The 16,410-nt window shown below is 59.7% G+C and carries 14 protein-coding genes; 4 read left to right on the top strand and 10 right to left on the bottom strand.

The features are described 5' to 3' along the window. Positions 1-6: 6 nt before the first annotated feature. From GA0061100_RS07975 to GA0061100_RS07990, 4 genes are all read right to left on the bottom strand, one after another. Positions 7-1,365, bottom strand: coding sequence for an esterase-like activity of phytase family protein (locus GA0061100_RS07975; protein WP_075852627.1), 1,359 nt, complete (start codon positions 1,363-1,365; stop codon positions 7-9). Between the two features lie 163 nt (positions 1,366-1,528). Next, complete coding sequence (locus GA0061100_RS07980) at positions 1,529-2,581, bottom strand: adenylate/guanylate cyclase domain-containing protein (RefSeq protein WP_075852208.1); 1,053 nt, start codon at positions 2,579-2,581, stop codon at positions 1,529-1,531. A gap of 191 nt (positions 2,582-2,772) precedes the next feature. Further along, on the bottom strand, positions 2,773-3,918 hold the full coding sequence (gene rnd / locus GA0061100_RS07985; RefSeq protein ID WP_075852209.1) for a ribonuclease D: 1,146 nt from the start codon (positions 3,916-3,918) through the stop codon (positions 2,773-2,775). A gap of 171 nt (positions 3,919-4,089) precedes the next feature. Beyond that, the gene (locus GA0061100_RS07990) at positions 4,090-5,481 is read right to left on the bottom strand and encodes a multicopper oxidase family protein (protein WP_075852210.1); all 1,392 of its coding nucleotides are present in this window, start codon (positions 5,479-5,481) and stop codon (positions 4,090-4,092) included. A gap of 195 nt (positions 5,482-5,676) precedes the next feature. Between GA0061100_RS07990 and GA0061100_RS07995 the strand changes: the two genes are divergently transcribed. Beyond that, a complete protein-coding gene (locus tag GA0061100_RS07995; RefSeq protein WP_075852211.1) occupies positions 5,677-6,033 on the top strand; it encodes an endonuclease domain-containing protein in 357 nt (118 codons plus the stop codon). 408 nt (positions 6,034-6,441) lie between these two features. Beyond that, positions 6,442-8,232, top strand: a complete 1,791-nt coding sequence (aspS, locus tag GA0061100_RS08000; protein ID WP_075852212.1) for an aspartate--tRNA ligase — start codon at positions 6,442-6,444, stop codon at positions 8,230-8,232. A gap of 74 nt (positions 8,233-8,306) precedes the next feature. Here aspS and GA0061100_RS08005 read toward each other — a convergent pair whose 3' ends face one another. Then, positions 8,307-9,476, bottom strand: a complete 1,170-nt coding sequence (locus tag GA0061100_RS08005) for a serine hydrolase domain-containing protein (RefSeq protein ID WP_075852213.1) — start codon at positions 9,474-9,476, stop codon at positions 8,307-8,309. A 66-nt stretch (positions 9,477-9,542) separates the two neighbouring features. On the opposite strand from GA0061100_RS08005, the gene GA0061100_RS08010 reads away from it, so the two are divergent. Beyond that, on the top strand, positions 9,543-10,190 hold the full coding sequence (locus GA0061100_RS08010; RefSeq protein ID WP_208621522.1) for a TetR/AcrR family transcriptional regulator: 648 nt from the start codon (positions 9,543-9,545) through the stop codon (positions 10,188-10,190). A gap of 75 nt (positions 10,191-10,265) precedes the next feature. On the opposite strand, the gene GA0061100_RS08015 is transcribed toward GA0061100_RS08010, so the two are convergent. After that, entirely contained in the window at positions 10,266-11,453 is a 1,188-nt protein-coding gene (locus GA0061100_RS08015; protein WP_075852214.1) for a hypothetical protein, read from the bottom strand. Between the two features lie 232 nt (positions 11,454-11,685). Between GA0061100_RS08015 and parC the strand changes: the two genes are divergently transcribed. After that, positions 11,686-13,944 (top strand): DNA topoisomerase IV subunit A, encoded by a 2,259-nt coding sequence (parC, locus tag GA0061100_RS08020; RefSeq protein ID WP_075852215.1) that lies wholly within the window; start codon positions 11,686-11,688, stop codon positions 13,942-13,944. A 99-nt stretch (positions 13,945-14,043) separates the two neighbouring features. On the opposite strand, the gene GA0061100_RS08025 is transcribed toward parC, so the two are convergent. The 4 genes from GA0061100_RS08025 to GA0061100_RS08040 are packed head-to-tail and all read right to left on the bottom strand — an operon-like array spanning position 14,044 to position 16,381. After that, positions 14,044-14,433: a type II toxin-antitoxin system death-on-curing family toxin gene (locus tag GA0061100_RS08025; protein WP_075852216.1), complete on the bottom strand. Its 390-nt coding sequence runs from the start codon at positions 14,431-14,433 to the stop codon at positions 14,044-14,046. Further along, positions 14,433-14,654: an AbrB/MazE/SpoVT family DNA-binding domain-containing protein gene (locus tag GA0061100_RS08030; protein WP_069616332.1), complete on the bottom strand. Its 222-nt coding sequence runs from the start codon at positions 14,652-14,654 to the stop codon at positions 14,433-14,435. The genes GA0061100_RS08025 and GA0061100_RS08030 overlap by 1 nt, the downstream gene beginning before the upstream one ends. Positions 14,655-14,704: 50 nt before the next feature. Then, the gene (locus GA0061100_RS08035) at positions 14,705-15,601 is read right to left on the bottom strand and encodes a DMT family transporter (protein WP_075852217.1); all 897 of its coding nucleotides are present in this window, start codon (positions 15,599-15,601) and stop codon (positions 14,705-14,707) included. After that, on the bottom strand, positions 15,602-16,381 hold the full coding sequence (locus tag GA0061100_RS08040; protein ID WP_075852218.1) for an arginyltransferase: 780 nt from the start codon (positions 16,379-16,381) through the stop codon (positions 15,602-15,604). It abuts the gene before it with no gap. Positions 16,382-16,410 lie beyond the last annotated feature (29 nt).

Consider the following 16,410-nt stretch of genomic DNA (forward strand, 5'->3'; position numbering starts at 1 on the left):
TGCAATTTACTTCGCGTTCAGGAAATCACCCACTTCAAGCAGGCTGAATTCGTTGTCGTCAGCCTTGTCGACGGCGCGGCCTGCGGAGAAGGGCAGGTTGTTGTCGTTGCCAATGATGATGTGCGTGGCATCGACGCGATCGACATTCTCGATGGTGACGAAGGGCATGTCGTAGAAGCCTTCGCCGCCGCCCTGGCGACGCTTGTGGTCCGGATCTTCGATGCGCAGCAGGTCGATGTAGCCGATCTTGCGAACGGACTTGCCGACATTGGCGTCGCTGAATTCGATCTTGTAGACGCGCTTCAGCTCGGCCGGAGCCTCGAAGCAATCCGGCTTCGGCTGCTTGGGATCGGCGCAGGCCTTGTCCTTCGTGCCGGCGCCGTTGTCGCGTTCGATGACCAGGGCCGTCGTTGCGTCGAGCATATTGAAATCGCCGATCGAGACCCCCTTGTCTGCGAAAGGATAGAGCCAGCTGTGGCCGGTCCAGCTCTTGGAGGCAACGTCGAATTCGATGACGCGGATGGCCGTCTTGCCGTCGACGCTCTCCATCTGGCCGTCTTCCTTGTAGATCGGGCCTTCCAGCAGGCCGTAGAGCTTGGAGCCGTCCTTCGACATAGCGAGGCCCTCGAAGCCGCCGGAGCGCTTCAGGTTGAAGGCCGGAATCTTCTGCGTCGGGTTGCCGGGCAGCTGGATCAGCGGGTTGTCGGGAGACATGACCGGCTTGCCGTCGAGCGTCGTTGCGAAAACGTCGGTCAGCTGGCCGTTGGTATCGAATTTCAGCAGGTAGGGACCGAACTCGTCGCCAATCCAGAAGCCATCAGCAACCGGCTGAACCGATTCGATGTCGAAATCGGCACCCGTCAGATAGCGCTTGTCGGCGCCTTCCATAACGATCGGGAAGGGGGCCTTCTTGTTCGGATCGGATAGGAACAAGTTCTTGACGACTTCCACCTTGCCGCTATCCCAGTCGAACTTCAGCTGGTGCAGGAAAAGCATGGCGTCGCTGGAATTCTGCTTGGAGCCGAAGCCGTTGTCGGAGAGCGTCCAGAAGGTGCCGTCAGGCATGGTCTTGATGCCGGAGAAGCCCTGGATCGGCTGGCCGGCAAAGGGCAGCTTCAGGTCGGTGACGCGGGCGCCATCCTTGCCTGGCACGGTGCCGAGAGCGTCGGTGCGCTTGCGATCCGGCGTGGTGAATTTGCCCGAGGTCTTCAGGAAATCAGACGCATCGGCAGGCGCGTCGGCGATGGTGTTGGCCGGCAGGATGGCCTGTCCGACGAGCTTTGCCTTGAACTGCTGCTCGTCGGCCTGGGCCGAGGAGGCAAGCAAAATGAAGAGTGCCGTAGAGGCGGAAAGAATTCGAGTCATCATGTCACCTTGTGGTGGAGAGTGGCGAAAACAACTCCGCTTAACAGGCGACCCATGTCCGCGAATTAACGCTTAGGTGAAGATTTGGTGACTGTGGACAACCCATAGGCTGTGAAGCTCAAGCGTATGGCGATATCGAAACGCAGCCAATGATATGTATTGCTTACGATCTGCCACGAACGGTCTTCAGCGCCTGGCGATCCTGCGTGTGAAGGGCGATAACGCCGAGATGCTGATCGCGGCCGCGAACGGCATGTTCGCCGAGCTCTTCCTTGATGATCGCTTCGGGAAGTTCGAGCAGCCTGGCGAGATCGCTTGAGATCAACACCTGGCGCTCCAGCGTCTTGCAGAGCGATTCCAGCCGCGCCGTCGTGTTCACCGTGTCGCCGAAATAGGCGATCTTGTGATGGTCGACACCGATTTCGGCCGTCACGATGCTGCCGCCATGAAGCGCGGCTCGCAGACGCGGCACCCTGCCGTAGGATTTCAGCCACGTCTCGGCATTCTTTTCGATATTGTCGAGGATATTGAAGACGCAGCGCACGCAATTGGCATTCTTGATGCCCCGTTGCAGCGGCCAGGTGATGATGGCGGCATCGCCGATATAGTCGTCGATCGCGCCCTTGTGCCGACGCACGGGCTCCGCCATGGCGCCGAACACTGCGCCCAGGAATTCCTGTGTCTTCAGGTCGCCGTGCTCTTCCGCAAAGGCGGTAGAGCCGACGAGATCGACGAAGAGGAAGACGCGTTCTTCTTGCATCGGATTGCGGTACCGGCCGGTCAGCAGGCTGAGGAACACGTCGCGACCGAGCAGCTCCCGCACGCGGCCGATGAAGATGATGACGGCTGTCACCAGAACGGCATAGATGTAGACATCTATCTTCAGGACCGTCATGTCTTCCCATGACGCTTCGACCAGGCCCAGCAATTTCATAAGGCTGCCCGCGATCGCATAGCCGGCGCTCATCAGGACGAAGTCGACGATGAGAGCCGAAAGAATGAAAGCCGGCGTCGGTAGCCTGTGCATCCAGTCGTTCAGCCGCGGCAGGATCATGCGGCGCTCGAATACCAGCAGCGGCATGCCGCAGAACAGAGCAAAGATTGCGCCGATATACATCGGCGATTGCGGGAAAAATACCTTGCCGTAGACGACGCCGGTTGAGGCGACAACCAGCGATGTCAGGATCCAGTTGCGTATCGAATGGAAAATGCCCATTCACTTTTCCGCCGAGAAGCGACGCCTGTCATCGACGCGGGATTGCGTCGGCAAACTGGAACGTCATCGAATAGAACGATTACACAAGACGTTCATTCCACGAGATTTGCGGCGCAATCGTGATGGCGACCGACACCTTGGTCCGCGAATCATACGCAATCGCAAGGCGCCGGGAAAGGAGAATGTCGCGACTAGAGGCTGACGGTTTCGATCCGCTTGCCGACGAAGCGCAGGGCCACCTGGCCCTGGATCAGTTGCAACGCCGTCTCGCCGAAGAGATCGCGTCGCCAGCCGGTCAGAGCCGCGACATCGGCCTTCTCGCCCTCCGCCGCGATCTTGTCGAGATCGTCGCTGTTGGCGATGACTTTCGGGGCGACGCCATGCTTTTCGGCAATCAGCTTCAATAGCACCTTCAGCAGTTCGGAAGCGGCAGCCGTGCCCTCTGGAGCCTGCTGATGGCGCGGCGGATGCGGCATTTCGGATTTCGGCAGCGCCAGCGCCGCGTTGATCGCTTCGAGCACTGCCGTGCCGGCTGCCGAGCGCTCCCAGCCTTTCGGAATGGTCCGCAGCCGTGCGAGTGCTTCGGTGTCCTTTGGCTGCTGCTGCGCGATCTCATAGATCGCATCGTCTTTCAGTACACGTGCCCGCGGGACGTTGCGGGCGCGGGCCTCGCGTTCGCGCCAGGCTGCGACGTATTTGAGAACCGCCAGCTCCTGCGGCTTGCGCAGGCGCATCTTCAACCGCTGCCAGGCATCGTCGGGATGCAGATCGTAGGTCTCGCGTGCCTCGAGGATCGCCATCTCCTCCTGCAGCCAGGAGGCGCGTCCCTCGCGCGTCAACTGCTCCTTGAGCGAGAGATAGACGTCGCGCAGATGGGTGACGTCGGCCAGCGCATAATCCAGCTGCTTTTCCGAGAGCGGACGCCGGCTCCAATCGGTAAAGCGCGAGGACTTGTCGATATGGACGTTCTTGATGCGGCTGACGAGCTGGTCGTAGGAAACCGAATCACCGAAGCCGCAGACCATCGCCGCGACCTGCGTATCGAAGATCGGATGAGGAATGAGGTTGCCGCGATGGAAGATGATTTCGATGTCCTGGCGCGCAGCATGAAACACCTTCAGCACCGACGGGTTTGCCATCAGCTCGAAGAAGGGTGCCAGGTCCAGCCCCTTGGCCAGCGGGTCCACCAGCACTTCGGTGGTGGGGCTTGCCATCTGTATCAAACACAGTTCCGGCCAGAAGGTCGTTTCTCGCAGGAATTCCGTATCGATGGTAATGAATTCCGACTTGGCCAGCTCTTGGCAGGCCGCCTCCAATTGGGCGGTAGTTTCGATCATCTCAACACATTCAATGGTAAAATACTTCTTTAACTTCCTTCTCCTTTCAGCCCGATATGTCAATACTTTCGCGGACAAAGCCTTTGCCGCGTTTCGCTTTTCGCTGAAATTGCCGGGAACTGTGACGGCTTCGACCTAGACCGCCTGCAATCGAGGTGGCTCGGCGACCGCCTATGCCACGCGCACGTAGCTCGTCATGCCGGTCTTCTGATGCTCGATGATATGGCAATGCAGCAGCCAGTCGCCGGGATTGTCGGCAACGAAGGCAAGCTGCACCTTCTCGTCCGGCTGGATCAGATAGGTGTCGGAGACGAAAGGCTGCACCTGCCTCGTCGATGACGAGAGGACCGTGAAGCTCATTCCGTGCAGATGGATGGGATGGCTGTGCGGGGTGACGTTTTCCATGTCGATGACATAGCTCTTGCCGAGCTTGAGTTCGGCAAGCGGCGCTGTGGGATCGGGGGTGTCGCCCGGCCATGGAACCTTGTTGATGGCCCAGAAGCTGTAGCCGAGCGAGCCGCATATGGTGTTGTCCGCGGTATTTTCCGCGGTCGAGCTGAGGATCAGCGGAATATGGGTGGCCGAGCCGAGATCGGCCTTCTGCACGGGATTGCTTTCGAGCAGCGCCAGATCGCGGACATCGCGCTTCAAGGAGGTGCCGACTGCGCGGAGTGTCGCCAGCACCTTCGGATTGGTGCCCTTGATATCTTCGAGCTTGACGATCGCGCCTTCGCTGTCGGGCATGCGCACGGCAAGCTCCAGCCGTTGTCCCGGCCCGAGCTGCAGAAGATCGAGTGGAAAACGCTGCGGCACGGGATTGCCGTCGATCGCGATCACGGTCGCCTCGGCGCCCTCCATGCGGAAGGAATAGATGCGCGTGACATCGGTGATGGCGATACGCAGGCGCACTAGCCCGCCGGAGGGCGCGTCATATTGCGGCTCCTGCTGCCAGTTCGCGGTGCGCACTGTGCCGTAAGTACCCGACTTGGCCGCATCGCGCGGCCGGAACTGCGCGATGAACTGCCCGTCGCCACCCAACCGCCAGTCGCGCAGGTTGAGCACGACTTCCGAATCGAATGCCGGATCCTTGGGGTTTTCGACAACGATGACGCCAGTCATGCCGTGACCCATCTGCTCCAGCGTGTTGCAATGCGGGTGATACCAGAAGGTGCCGGCATCGGGCGGCGTAAAGGCATAGTCGAAATGATCGCCGGTATAGACATAGGGCTGCGTGAGGAACGGCACACCATCCATGTTATTGGGGAGCCGGATGCCATGCCAATGGATGGTGGTCGGATCATCGATGCCGTTGATCAGCCGCGCGGCGAAGGATTCGCCTTTCTTCATGCGCACGACCGGCGGCATGCCTGCCTCGCCATAGCTCAGCACGCTTTTCGTCACGCCACCATCAGTAAGACTGGCTTCGATCTTGGCGGTCTTCAGCACCCGCGGCTCGGCCGCCACCGCCTTGCCCGAAAATTTTCCAGCGATACCAATGCCAACGCCATAGGCGCCGGCAACGGCTGAAGCTTTGAGCAGATTGCGGCGGGTGAGGATCGGCATGTCAGGCTCCGGGGGCGAAGATCTATCGATGCCTGTTTAAAGTTGACTTCGTTGTTCAGCAATAGCATCGAGGTAGCCAAACTGCCGCATCGGCTACTTGCGGATGTCGATATGGGTTGCTGTGTGATTCTGACTATATTAGATCCTGGTTGAGTAATATGCTTCACAAATCGCAATGGTTGAAACGAGAAAAAGATGCGTCGCGACGTGCCAGATCGATTGCGGCAATTCGCCAAGGCAATGCGCAACGACGCCACCAAGGCGGAAAACATGCTTTGGCAGGCTTTGCGTGGAAGGCAGCTTGAGGGGTTCAAGTTCAAGCGGCAAGTTCCAATTGATGGATATATTCTTGATTTTGTGTGTTTCGAGGCGCGGTTGATCGTCGAAGTCGATGGTGCGCAACATGCCGAGAGCGCAAAGGACGTGGCGAGAGACGCATACTTTTCGAAGCAAGGCTTTCGCACCATACGAGTGTGGAACCACGAAGTGACGATGAATCTTGAGGGTGTCTCCCTGACGATTCTGGCAGAGTTGAAGAATTGCGGAGAGTGAGCGAGAGGGTGAAGCTGGCGCGGACTCTATCTCGCCCTCGGCGGGCGAGAAAGCAATTTCACTGGTTTAGGAATTGCGAACTCGGAGTTGCAACGTATTCCAAAGTTTGGCGCAATTTCTAAGCCATTGAAATTGCAAGAGCGGGGGGCCTTTTCTCGCTTGTACAATTCCAAGGTTGGGTGCGTCCCTGCCTACCCCCTCTCTTGCAAAAACTAAGACTTAGAAGAGGGACGAGCCCTCATCTAAGCCTAAGTTTTTGCTTTCTCGCCCGCCGGGGGCGAGATGGGCTACGCGTTCGAGCCTTGACAAATCGGGCGTGCCATGCGCTTTTCCGCCCGATTTTCTCGTCGGCGGGCGAGGGGTTTGCATGTCCTTGCGCCACCGCCCGCCAAGCCCAGGATATATACTATGCATCGCTATCGCAGCCACACATGCGCCGCCCTGCGCAAGTCCGACGTCGGTTCGACCGTCCGCATCTCCGGCTGGGTTCATCGCGTCCGAGATCATGGCGGCGTGCTGTTCATCGACCTGCGCGATCACTACGGCATCACCCAGGTCGTTGCAGACCCTGATTCTCCGGCCTTCAAGCTCGCCGAAACCGTTCGCGGCGAATGGGTCATCCGCATCGATGGTCTGGTCAAGGCCCGCACGGAAGATACCGTTAACAAGAACATGCCGACCGGTGAGATCGAGCTTTACGCTCAGGAGATCGAAGTGCTCTCCGCCGCCAAGGAGCTGCCGCTGCCCGTCTTCGGTGAGCCGGACTATCCGGAAGACGTTCGCCTGAAGTATCGATTCCTCGATCTTCGTCGCGAAACGCTGCACCGGAACATCGTCAAGCGCACGCAGGTTATCTCCTCGATGCGCCGACACATGGGCGACGTCGGCTTCACCGAATACACCACCCCGATCCTGACGGCCTCGTCGCCGGAAGGCGCGCGCGACTTCCTCGTGCCGAGCCGCATCCATCCCGGCACCTTCTACGCGCTGCCGCAGGCGCCGCAGCAGTACAAGCAGCTGCTGATGGTTGCCGGTTTCGACCGCTATTTCCAGATCGCGCCGTGCTTCCGTGACGAAGACCCGCGCGCCGACCGTCTGCCGGGCGAATTCTATCAGCTCGACCTCGAAATGAGCTTCGTGACGCAGGAAGACGTCTGGAACACGATGGGCCCGCTCATGACCCAGGTGTTCGAAGAGTTTGCCGAAGGCAAGCCGGTCACCAAGGAATGGCCGCGCATCCCCTATGACGTCGCCATCCGCAAGTACGGCTCCGATAAGCCGGACCTGCGCAACCCGATCGTCATGGAGGCCGTTACCGAGCATTTCGCCGGCTCCGGCTTCAAGGTCTTCGCCAACATGATCGCTTCCAACCCGAAGGTCGAAGTCTGGGCAATCCCGGCCAAGACCGGCGGCTCGCGTGCCTTCTGCGACCGCATGAACGCCTGGGCGCAGAGCCAGGGTCAGCCGGGTCTCGGCTACATCTTCTGGCGCAAGGAAGGCGAGAAGCTCGAAGGCGCTGGCCCGCTTGCCAAGAACATCGGCGAAGAGCGCACGGATGCGATCCGCACCCAGCTCGGCCTCGATGACGGCGACGCCTGCTTCTTCGTCGCCGGCGATCCTTCCAAGTTCTACAAGTTTGCCGGCGAAGCCCGCACCAGAGCCGGCGAAGAGCTGAATCTGGTCGATCGCGACCGCTTCGAGCTGTGCTGGATCGTCGACTTCCCATTCTTCGAATGGAGCGAGGAAGAAAAGAAGGTCGATTTCGCCCACAACCCGTTCTCGATGCCGCAGGGCGGCCTTGAGGCGCTGCAGAACCAGGATCCACTCACGATCAAGGCGTTCCAGTACGACGCGGTCTGCAACGGCTTCGAAATCGCTTCGGGTTCGATCCGTAACCAGTCGCCGGAAACCATGGTCGCCGCCTTCGAAAAGGTCGGCCTCAGCCAGACCGACGTCGAAGAGCGCTTCGGCGGTCTCTACCGCGCCTTCCAGTACGGCGCACCGCCGCACGGTGGTGCTGCCTTCGGTATTGACCGTATCGTCATGCTGCTGGTCGGCGCCAAGAACCTGCGCGAGATCTCGCTGTTCCCGATGAACCAGCAGGCACAGGATCTACTGATGGGCGCTCCTTCGGCCGCAACGCCGACACAGCTTCGCGAACTGGCTATCCGCCCGGTCCCGCCGGTCAAGAAGGACTAAGTCCTCTAAGACTTCACGAAATGCAAAACCCGACGACCGAAATCGCCGGGTTTTTGTTTGCCTGCTGATCTCAGTCAGATCGCCGCATAGACCGCCTTGGCGAGATCAGTGGTGAACTGCCCCCACATGCCTTCGAGCGCCGTGTTGGTCAGGGCGACTACCGTGAGGCCTTTCTCGCGATCGACGAACCAGCTGTGGCCGTAGACGCCGCCCCACTTGATCGTGCCGGCCGAGAATGGGACTTGCGCGACCACGGGGTCACGGACGATGGACCAGCCATAGCCGAAACCGAAGCCGGCCTGCTGCGCATCCATGTGGCCGCCCGCCTGATCGGCCATCATGGTCTTCACAGTATCGGTAGACAGCAGCGGTGCGCCGCCCTTGCGTATGGTCTCGAGAATGGCAAGGATGTCGCTTGCCGTCCCTGCCATTCCCGCGCCGCCGGAGTGGTAGGAGGCGGGATCGAAAATCCTGTCCGGCACGAAGCGGATCATGCCGTCGAAGATCGGCACAAGCGCCTCCTCCGCCATACGCTGCGGCTCGGGAGTTCCGTTCACATAATTGGCTGTCAGGCGGTTGCGGTCGCGCACCGAGAAGGCTGTGTCGGACAGGCCGAGCGGCTTCATGACAAGCTTTGCAACGGCATCGCCGAGAGCGCCGCCCGTTTCCTTTTCTATGATGCCGCCGAGGACATCCATCGCCAGGGAATACCGCCAGTTTTCACCGGGCGCAAAGAGAAGCGGGGCGCTGGCGAGGCGTTTGAGGTTGTCGGCCACCGACCGGCCCGGCGTGTCCAGGCCGTCGGAGACGCCGGCACGATGATAGGGGCCGTCCTGCTCCTCCGCGAACGTATAGCCCAGTCCGGATGTGTGCGTGAGGAGGTGCCGGATGAGAATCGTGGCCTCGCCGCCGTCCGGCAGCCGAGGCCGGAAATCCGGCAGCCATTTGGTGATCGGGTCATCGAGGCCGATGTGGCCCTGCTCGACGAGCCGCATAGCGGCAATGGTGACAATCGGCTTGGTAATCGAGGCAAGGCGGAAGATCGCATCTTCGCGCATCGCCACCTTGTTTTCCCGATCCGCCAGACCGGCGGCGCGGGTGTAGACCAGCTCTCCGTCCCGAGCGATCAGAACGACGGTCCCGACCAGCCTCTTGTCCACGAGGGCGGAATTGATCGCGGCATCGACGCCTTCAGCAAGGCTGCCGTCGCCGGGACGCGCGGAATTTTCCAGGGGAAGACTCATGGGGCAAAACCTTCTATAATCACAATGACCATTCCTGAATAACTCAAGTCAGGAAATAATTCTAGAGTGACCATTGTGAAAAATATTGAAGAGATGGAAAATCCTGCACCGCGCAAGCGTGGGCGGCCGCCGGCTTTCGATCGCGAGACGGTTCTTGCCTCGGCACGGGATACCTTCTGGAAGCATGGCTATGACGGCTCCTCCATCGCCGATCTGACGGCTGCGATGGGCATCACGCCGCAAAGCCTCTATGCCGCCTTCGGTTCGAAAGCGGAGCTTTATCGCGAGACGCTCGATCAATATCGCCGCATGCCGCGGCCGGAGCCCGGCAATCCCTTTCAGGATAAGTTGGATACGGTGACGGCCTTCGAGCGCTTTCTGACGAATTCCGCCAGGATCTTCACGGCCCCGGAGCATCCGAAAGGCTGCATGATCTCGACTGCGGTGCTGAACTGCGCCGAAGAAAACGAGCCGATCGCCCATCACGTCGCATCGATGCGCCTGCAGACGCTGGATATCTTCACCGCCCGCATCGAGCGCGGTATCGCGGAGGGGGATATGCGGCCGGATACCAGCGCCCGTTCCCTAGCGCGTTTCCTGGGGGCGATTGTGCAAGGCATGTCCGTTCAGGCGCGAGATGGTGCAACAACTGAAGAGTTGCTTGGTCTGATGTCCCATGCGTTGGCCGAACTGAGGAAATATCAACTGCAATAACGAGCCAGGGCTCAGGCAAAGAAAAACCCGGCGACCGAGATCGCCGGGTTTCGGAATTGCATCGAGAGCGACCGATTAGTCGTTCGAGGAAACCTTGAGCCCGATGACCTGCGGGATCGTCTGCGGTGCGCCCATGGCAGCACCGATGATCATCGGAACCGGAACCGGCTTGCCCGGAGCAGCCGTCACCGTCATGCTCTTCGGGTTGTCGAGATAGGAGCTGACGGCCGTGGAAACGGCGTTCTGCAGTTCCGGAATGTTGAGCTGCGCCATCATGATCGGCGTCATCGCCTTCAGCGTATCGGCCAGCTGCTTGCCGCTGACGCCCTGCTGCTTGCCGGCGAAATCGAGCGCGCGCGTGGTGATGGACGCATCGTCGAAGCGGATCGTTGCGCTGTTGAACGTCAGCTGCTGCAGCAGGCCAAGCATGGCGAGGCCGGCGGACTGCTGCGCTTCCTGCTGGTTCGGGTTGGAACGAACCGTCTTCAGCGCTTCCTGCATCGACTTGGCAAAGGCGGGCGTGTAGCCGGAAATGCTGAAGGCGAGGTTCAGCTTGCCGATATCCCTGAAATCGAAGGAATATTCGGTGATGTCGATCGTGCCGGGTCCGATTTCCCAGCTGCCCTTCATGGAGACGGTGCCGTCGATCTGCTGCAGCTTCAGCGCTTCGATTGCTTCCTTGGTCTTCGCATCGTCGACCTTGCTGAGATCGGCCTTGATGCCGTTGATCTTGGCGTCGAAGTCGAGCCCCGACTTGTCGTCGCGCTTCTTCATGTTGGCGTCGGCGCCCTCGATCGAGAACACTTCGGTGTCGTCCTTGGTCACGGACACGGCGCCGGCGTGGGCGCTCTTGTAGTAGAGCAGCGAGCTCAGGTCGCCCTTGCTCGTATCGGCCGGGATTTCGACGCCGCTCAGCTTGAGGTCGGTGGCGGAAACGGAGGCGCCGTCCTTGTTGAAATCGACATCTGCGAAATCGATTTCCTCGATCGTGTAGCCGCCATTGTTTTCCTCGACGCCGTCCATGGTGATGTCGCCGATCGGGATGCCGTCGTCCATGCCGGCTGCCTTGAAGCTTGCGCCCTTCAGCGTCACCGTGCTGCCGTCGACATCGATGCCCGTGGCAGCAATCGAACCGCCCTGTTGGCCGTAGACGTCGTTGATCTTCTTCAGCAGATCATTGCCGTCGAGCGCAAAGGCCGAGCTGGCGAAAGACAGGATGGCGGCACTGCACAGCATCAGCCGCGTGGTCCGATAGAAAGTCATGATGGCGTTCCTCGTTGAGCCGGTGGTATATTGGCGGGGGTGTACAGATTGAGCGTGTACTGCGCTGACTTATATTGATCTTTCTCTGAAAATCCAATGACAATGAACGTAGAGTGCAAGTGCAGCAAAAATGTATCGATAGCCATGCATCAATATGCGTGAAACGCCTTCATCCACAGGTGCTTTCGGCTGATTTCTTGCCGTGAATCGTCATCTCTTATAGTCAAGGGCCATGGGAAAAAATCTGACACCGCCGCCCAGTGACGGCGACGACAACATCCTTCCGGTCGATCTGAAGGCGGCGCTCGAAGAGCGCTACCTGGCCTATGCCTTGTCGACGATTACGCAACGCGCGCTTCCGGACGTTCGCGACGGGCTGAAGCCGGTGCATCGCCGCATCGTCTATGCCATGAGCGAGATGGGGCTGCGCCCCAATGCCGCCTTCCGCAAATGCGCCAAGATCGTCGGCGAAGTGATGGGTAACTATCACCCGCATGGCGACCAGTCGATCTACGATGCGCTGGCGCGTCTGGCGCAGGATTTCTCGCAGCGCTATACGCTTGTCAACGGGCAGGGCAATTTCGGCAATATCGACGGCGATAGCCCGGCCGCGATGCGCTACACCGAATCCAAGATGACGGCGGTTTCCGAACTGCTGCTCGAAGGCATCGACCAGGACGCGGTGGATTTCCGCGACACCTATGACGAGTCGAATTCCGAGCCGATCGTTCTGCCCGGGGCTTTTCCCAATCTGCTCGCCAACGGCTCTTCGGGCATCGCGGTCGGCATGGCGACCTCTATCCCGCCGCACAATGCCCACGAGCTTTGCGACGCCGCCCTGCATCTGATCAAGGATCGCGACGCGACGGTCGAGAAGCTGGTGGAACTGTATATTCCAGGTCCCGACTTTCCGACCGGCGGCATCATTATCGACGATCGGCAAAGCATTATAGAAAGCTACAAGACCGGCCGCGGCGGCTTCCGTGTCCGGTCCAAGTGGGAGATCGAGGATCTGGGTCGTGGCGGCTATCAGATCGTTGTCACGGAAATTCCGTTCCAGGTGCAGAAGTCGCGGCTCATCGAAAAGATTGCTGAGTTGCTGCTCGCGCGCAAGCTGCCGCTGCTCGAGGACATCCGTGATGAATCCGCAGAGGATATCCGCGTCGTTCTTGTGCCGAAGAGCCGCACGGTCGACGCGACGATCCTGATGGAATCGATGTTCAAGCTGACGGAGCTGGAGAGCCGCTTCCCGCTCAACCTGAACGTCCTGTCCATGGGCCGCATTCCCAAGGTCATGGCGCTGAACGAGGTGCTGAAGGAGTGGCTGGACCATCGCCGCGAGGTGTTGCTTCGCCGTTCGCGCTTCCGGCTCGCTGCCATCGAAAAGCGCCTCGAAATCCTCGGTGGCTTGCTGGTCGCCTATCTCAACATCGATGAGGTCATCGCCATCATCCGCGAGGAGGATGAGCCGAAGCCCGTCATGATGGAGCGGTTTGGCCTCACGGACAATCAGGTCGAGGCGATCCTCAACATGCGGCTGCGCTCCTTGCGTAAGCTGGAAGAATTCGAGATCCGCAAGGAATTCGACGGACTGACCAAGGAGAAGGCCGATATCGAGGCACTGCTCGCTTCGGAAGAGAAGCAGTGGCAGACGGTGTCCTGGGAAATCGGCGAGGTGAAGAAGAAATTCGCCAAGGCGACCGAGATCGGCCGCCGCCGCACGCAGTTTGCCGAAGCACCCGAAGCCGATGACGCTGCCATCCAGCAGGCGATGATCGAGAAGGAGCCGATCACGGTCGTCGTCTCGGAAAAGGGCTGGATCCGTGCCCTCAAGGGCCACATCTCCGATACGTCTTCGCTGACCTTCAAGGAAGGCGACGGGTTGAAGGTCGCCTTCCCGGCGCAGACCACGGACAAGATCCTCATCATCACCACGGGCGGCAAGGCCTACACGCTCGGCGGCGACAAGCTGCCCGGCGGCCGCGGCCATGGTGAGCCGCTGCGCATCATGATCGACATGGAAAACGATCAGGACGTGCTGACAGCTTTCGTCCACGATCCCCAGCGCAAGCAGATGATCGCCTCGACGGCCGGCAACGGCTTCATCGTGCCCGAGGCGGAACTGGTCGCCAATACCCGCAAGGGCAAGCAGATCATGAACGTCTCCTATCCGGACGAGACCAAGCTTCTGGTTCCGATCTCCGGCGATCACGTCGCTGTGGTCGGCGAGAACCGCAAGATGGTCATCTTCCCGCTCTCGCAGGTGCCGGAAATGTCGCGCGGCAAGGGCGTGCGCCTGCAGAAATACAAGGATGGCGGTATCGCCGATATCAGATGCTTCCTGATTGCTGATGGTCTGACCTGGGAAGACAGCGCCGGCCGCACCTTCACCAAGACGAAGGATGAGCTGGTGGAATGGCTGGGCGACCGCGCCGGCGCCGGCCGTGCCGTGCCGAAGGGCTTCCCCAGAAGCGGCAGGTTTTCGGGCTAAGGGGCGGTTGGGCTAAGCCCGAGCAATCGACCCAGGGGGTCGATTGCAGCGACGAACGCCCTGAGCCTTAGCGATGATGGCCGTTCGATCCGATGGGGGTCAATGCGTATAGGGAACGCAGACATCTCGCAGGAAACGTGTTGCTCCCTCTTCATCGATTTCTCCGGCGGCCACTGCCACGACGAAGCTGTAAAGATTGGCGTCCGTCGTTTGAATGCGGTAGCCGTTGTCCATAAGAAAGACTGCCGTCGCCACGATGGCGATGCGTTTGTTGCCATCTATGAAGGCGTGGTTTTTCACGAGCCCAAACAGGTAAGCGACAGCCAGTTCGATGATGTCATCGCTGCCATTTTGGGCTTTGTTAATCGGGCGGGCTAGGGCGGATTCAAGGGAACCTTCATCTCGTAGACCATAGGAGCCGCCGAACCTTTTGATCTGCATCGCGTGCAATTGCTCAATGAGTGGCCTGGTCAGAAAGATCGCCGGCATTACTCAGCCAGCTTTTTGAGCGCTACCTTGTATTGATCCATGAAGCGCTGCGCGTGCTCCATCTGACGCGCAAAGTCCGCGTCGGTTGGTTGCATCAACAATCCACCATCCTTCAGGCTGAGTTCCAATGTATCGCCAGCGCCGAGCCCCAACTGGTCGAGAACTTCCTTCGGAATAATCACGCCTTCGGAATTGCCGATCTTGCGGATGGTGACGTTCATATATCAGCTCCAATGTAATAACCTAGTTATAACATTGGGCGAGTGGCACTTCAATGTGCAAGGCCCCGCGTCGCAAGTGCTGCTCTCGCCTTGACGCGCGCCTGCCAGACCGAGTGAGCGGCAAGCGCCAGGATCAGGATGGCGCCGCCTGCAAGCGTCATGTTGGTCGGCGCCTCTGCAAAGATTAGCCACACCCAGATCGGCGCGAGGATCGTTTCCAGGAGATAGAACATCGCCACTTCCGGCGCGGAAAGGAAGCGTGTGCCAGTCGCAAGGCACCAGAAGGAAAGCGGCATCAATACCGCTCCGTCGAACAGGATCCAGCCTGGATGGTTGATGGAAAAGCCCGAGGGTGCCACGTGGTAGAGCCCGACTGCCGCCGGAATGACGGCTGCCAGCAAGGATGCAAAGCCCATATCCCGACCTGACGCACGGCTAATCGTGATGGCGCAGGCGATGGAAAACGAGGCGACAACCGAGAGAGCATCGCCAAGCATATGCCCGCCCTCCATGCCATCCCCGACGATCAGGCCAACCCCCAAGATCATGACAGCCATGGTGATGAAGGTCGAAATTGCCGGGCGTTCTTTGAGGAAGATCCAGGAGAGCAGGGCCGTGAACATCGGGTTGAGCGCGATGATGAAGACCACATTCGCCGCCTTTGTATAATAGACGGCGAGAAGGAAGGTGATGGTCGTCAGCCCATAGAAGAAGCCGACGGGAAGTCCCAGCCAGCCCGGCAGGATGCCACGCAGCGACCCTGTTACCCTGCGGATGACGACGAGAGCGGTCAGTGCCACGACAATGGTCGCAAGGCTGCGGACCGACAGCACGGACCAGACTTCGCCGCTGGAGAGCCGGATCAGCGGTATGTCCATCGACAGAGCCAGGCCGCCGAGTGTCGTCAGCAGCAAGCCCTTTTTATGATCCGAGAGATGGGCAAACATTCAGCGTAAGCTATCCTTGTCGCCATCGGTGGCGGGATCGAAACGCTCCCAGCCACGCGGCGTCAGATGTTCCTGCGGCTGGAAACGCGTCTTGTAGTCCATCTTGCGCGAGCCTTTGACCCAATAGCCAAGATAGACATGCGGCAACCCGAGGGCCTTCGTGCGCTTGATGTGATCCAGAATCATGAAGGTGCCGAGGGACCGCGCATCGAGATCGGGATTGAAATAGGAATAGACCATCGACAATCCGTCGCTCATGACGTCGGTCAAGGCGGCGGCAAGGAGCTCGCCCTTCGGGCGCTGTTCAAGGCCCGATCCTTCCTCGCGGCGGCGATATTCGATGATGCGCGTGTTCACATGTGTGTCTTCGACCATGATCGCATAGTCGAGCACGGTCATGTCGGACATGCCGCCTTGCTGATGGCGATAATCGAGATACCGGCGGAAGAGAGAATATTGCTCGCTGGACGGCTGCGCCGGAAATTCGGTGGCGATGATATCGCTGTTGGCGGTCAGCACCCGTTTCATCGAGCGGGTGGGCTCGAATTCCTGAGCGAGGATGCGCACCGATACGCAGGCCCTGCATGATTCGCAGGCGGGACGATAGGCGATGTTCTGCGAGCGCCTGAATCCGCCCTGGGTCAGAATATCGTTCATCTCGGCGGCACGGGGACCAACAAGGTGCGTAAAGACCTTGCGTTCCATCTCGTGCGGCAAGTACGGGCAGGAAGCCGGTGCCGTCAGATAAAACTGCGGGGATGGCGTCGACTGCGTGTTCATCTGCCGTTGATTGACCTTTCTCTCGGCAC

Origin of the sequence: Martinezella hainanensis (genome assembly GCF_900094555.1) — a bacterium.
Lineage (GTDB): Bacteria > Pseudomonadota > Alphaproteobacteria > Rhizobiales > Rhizobiaceae > Rhizobium > Rhizobium hainanense.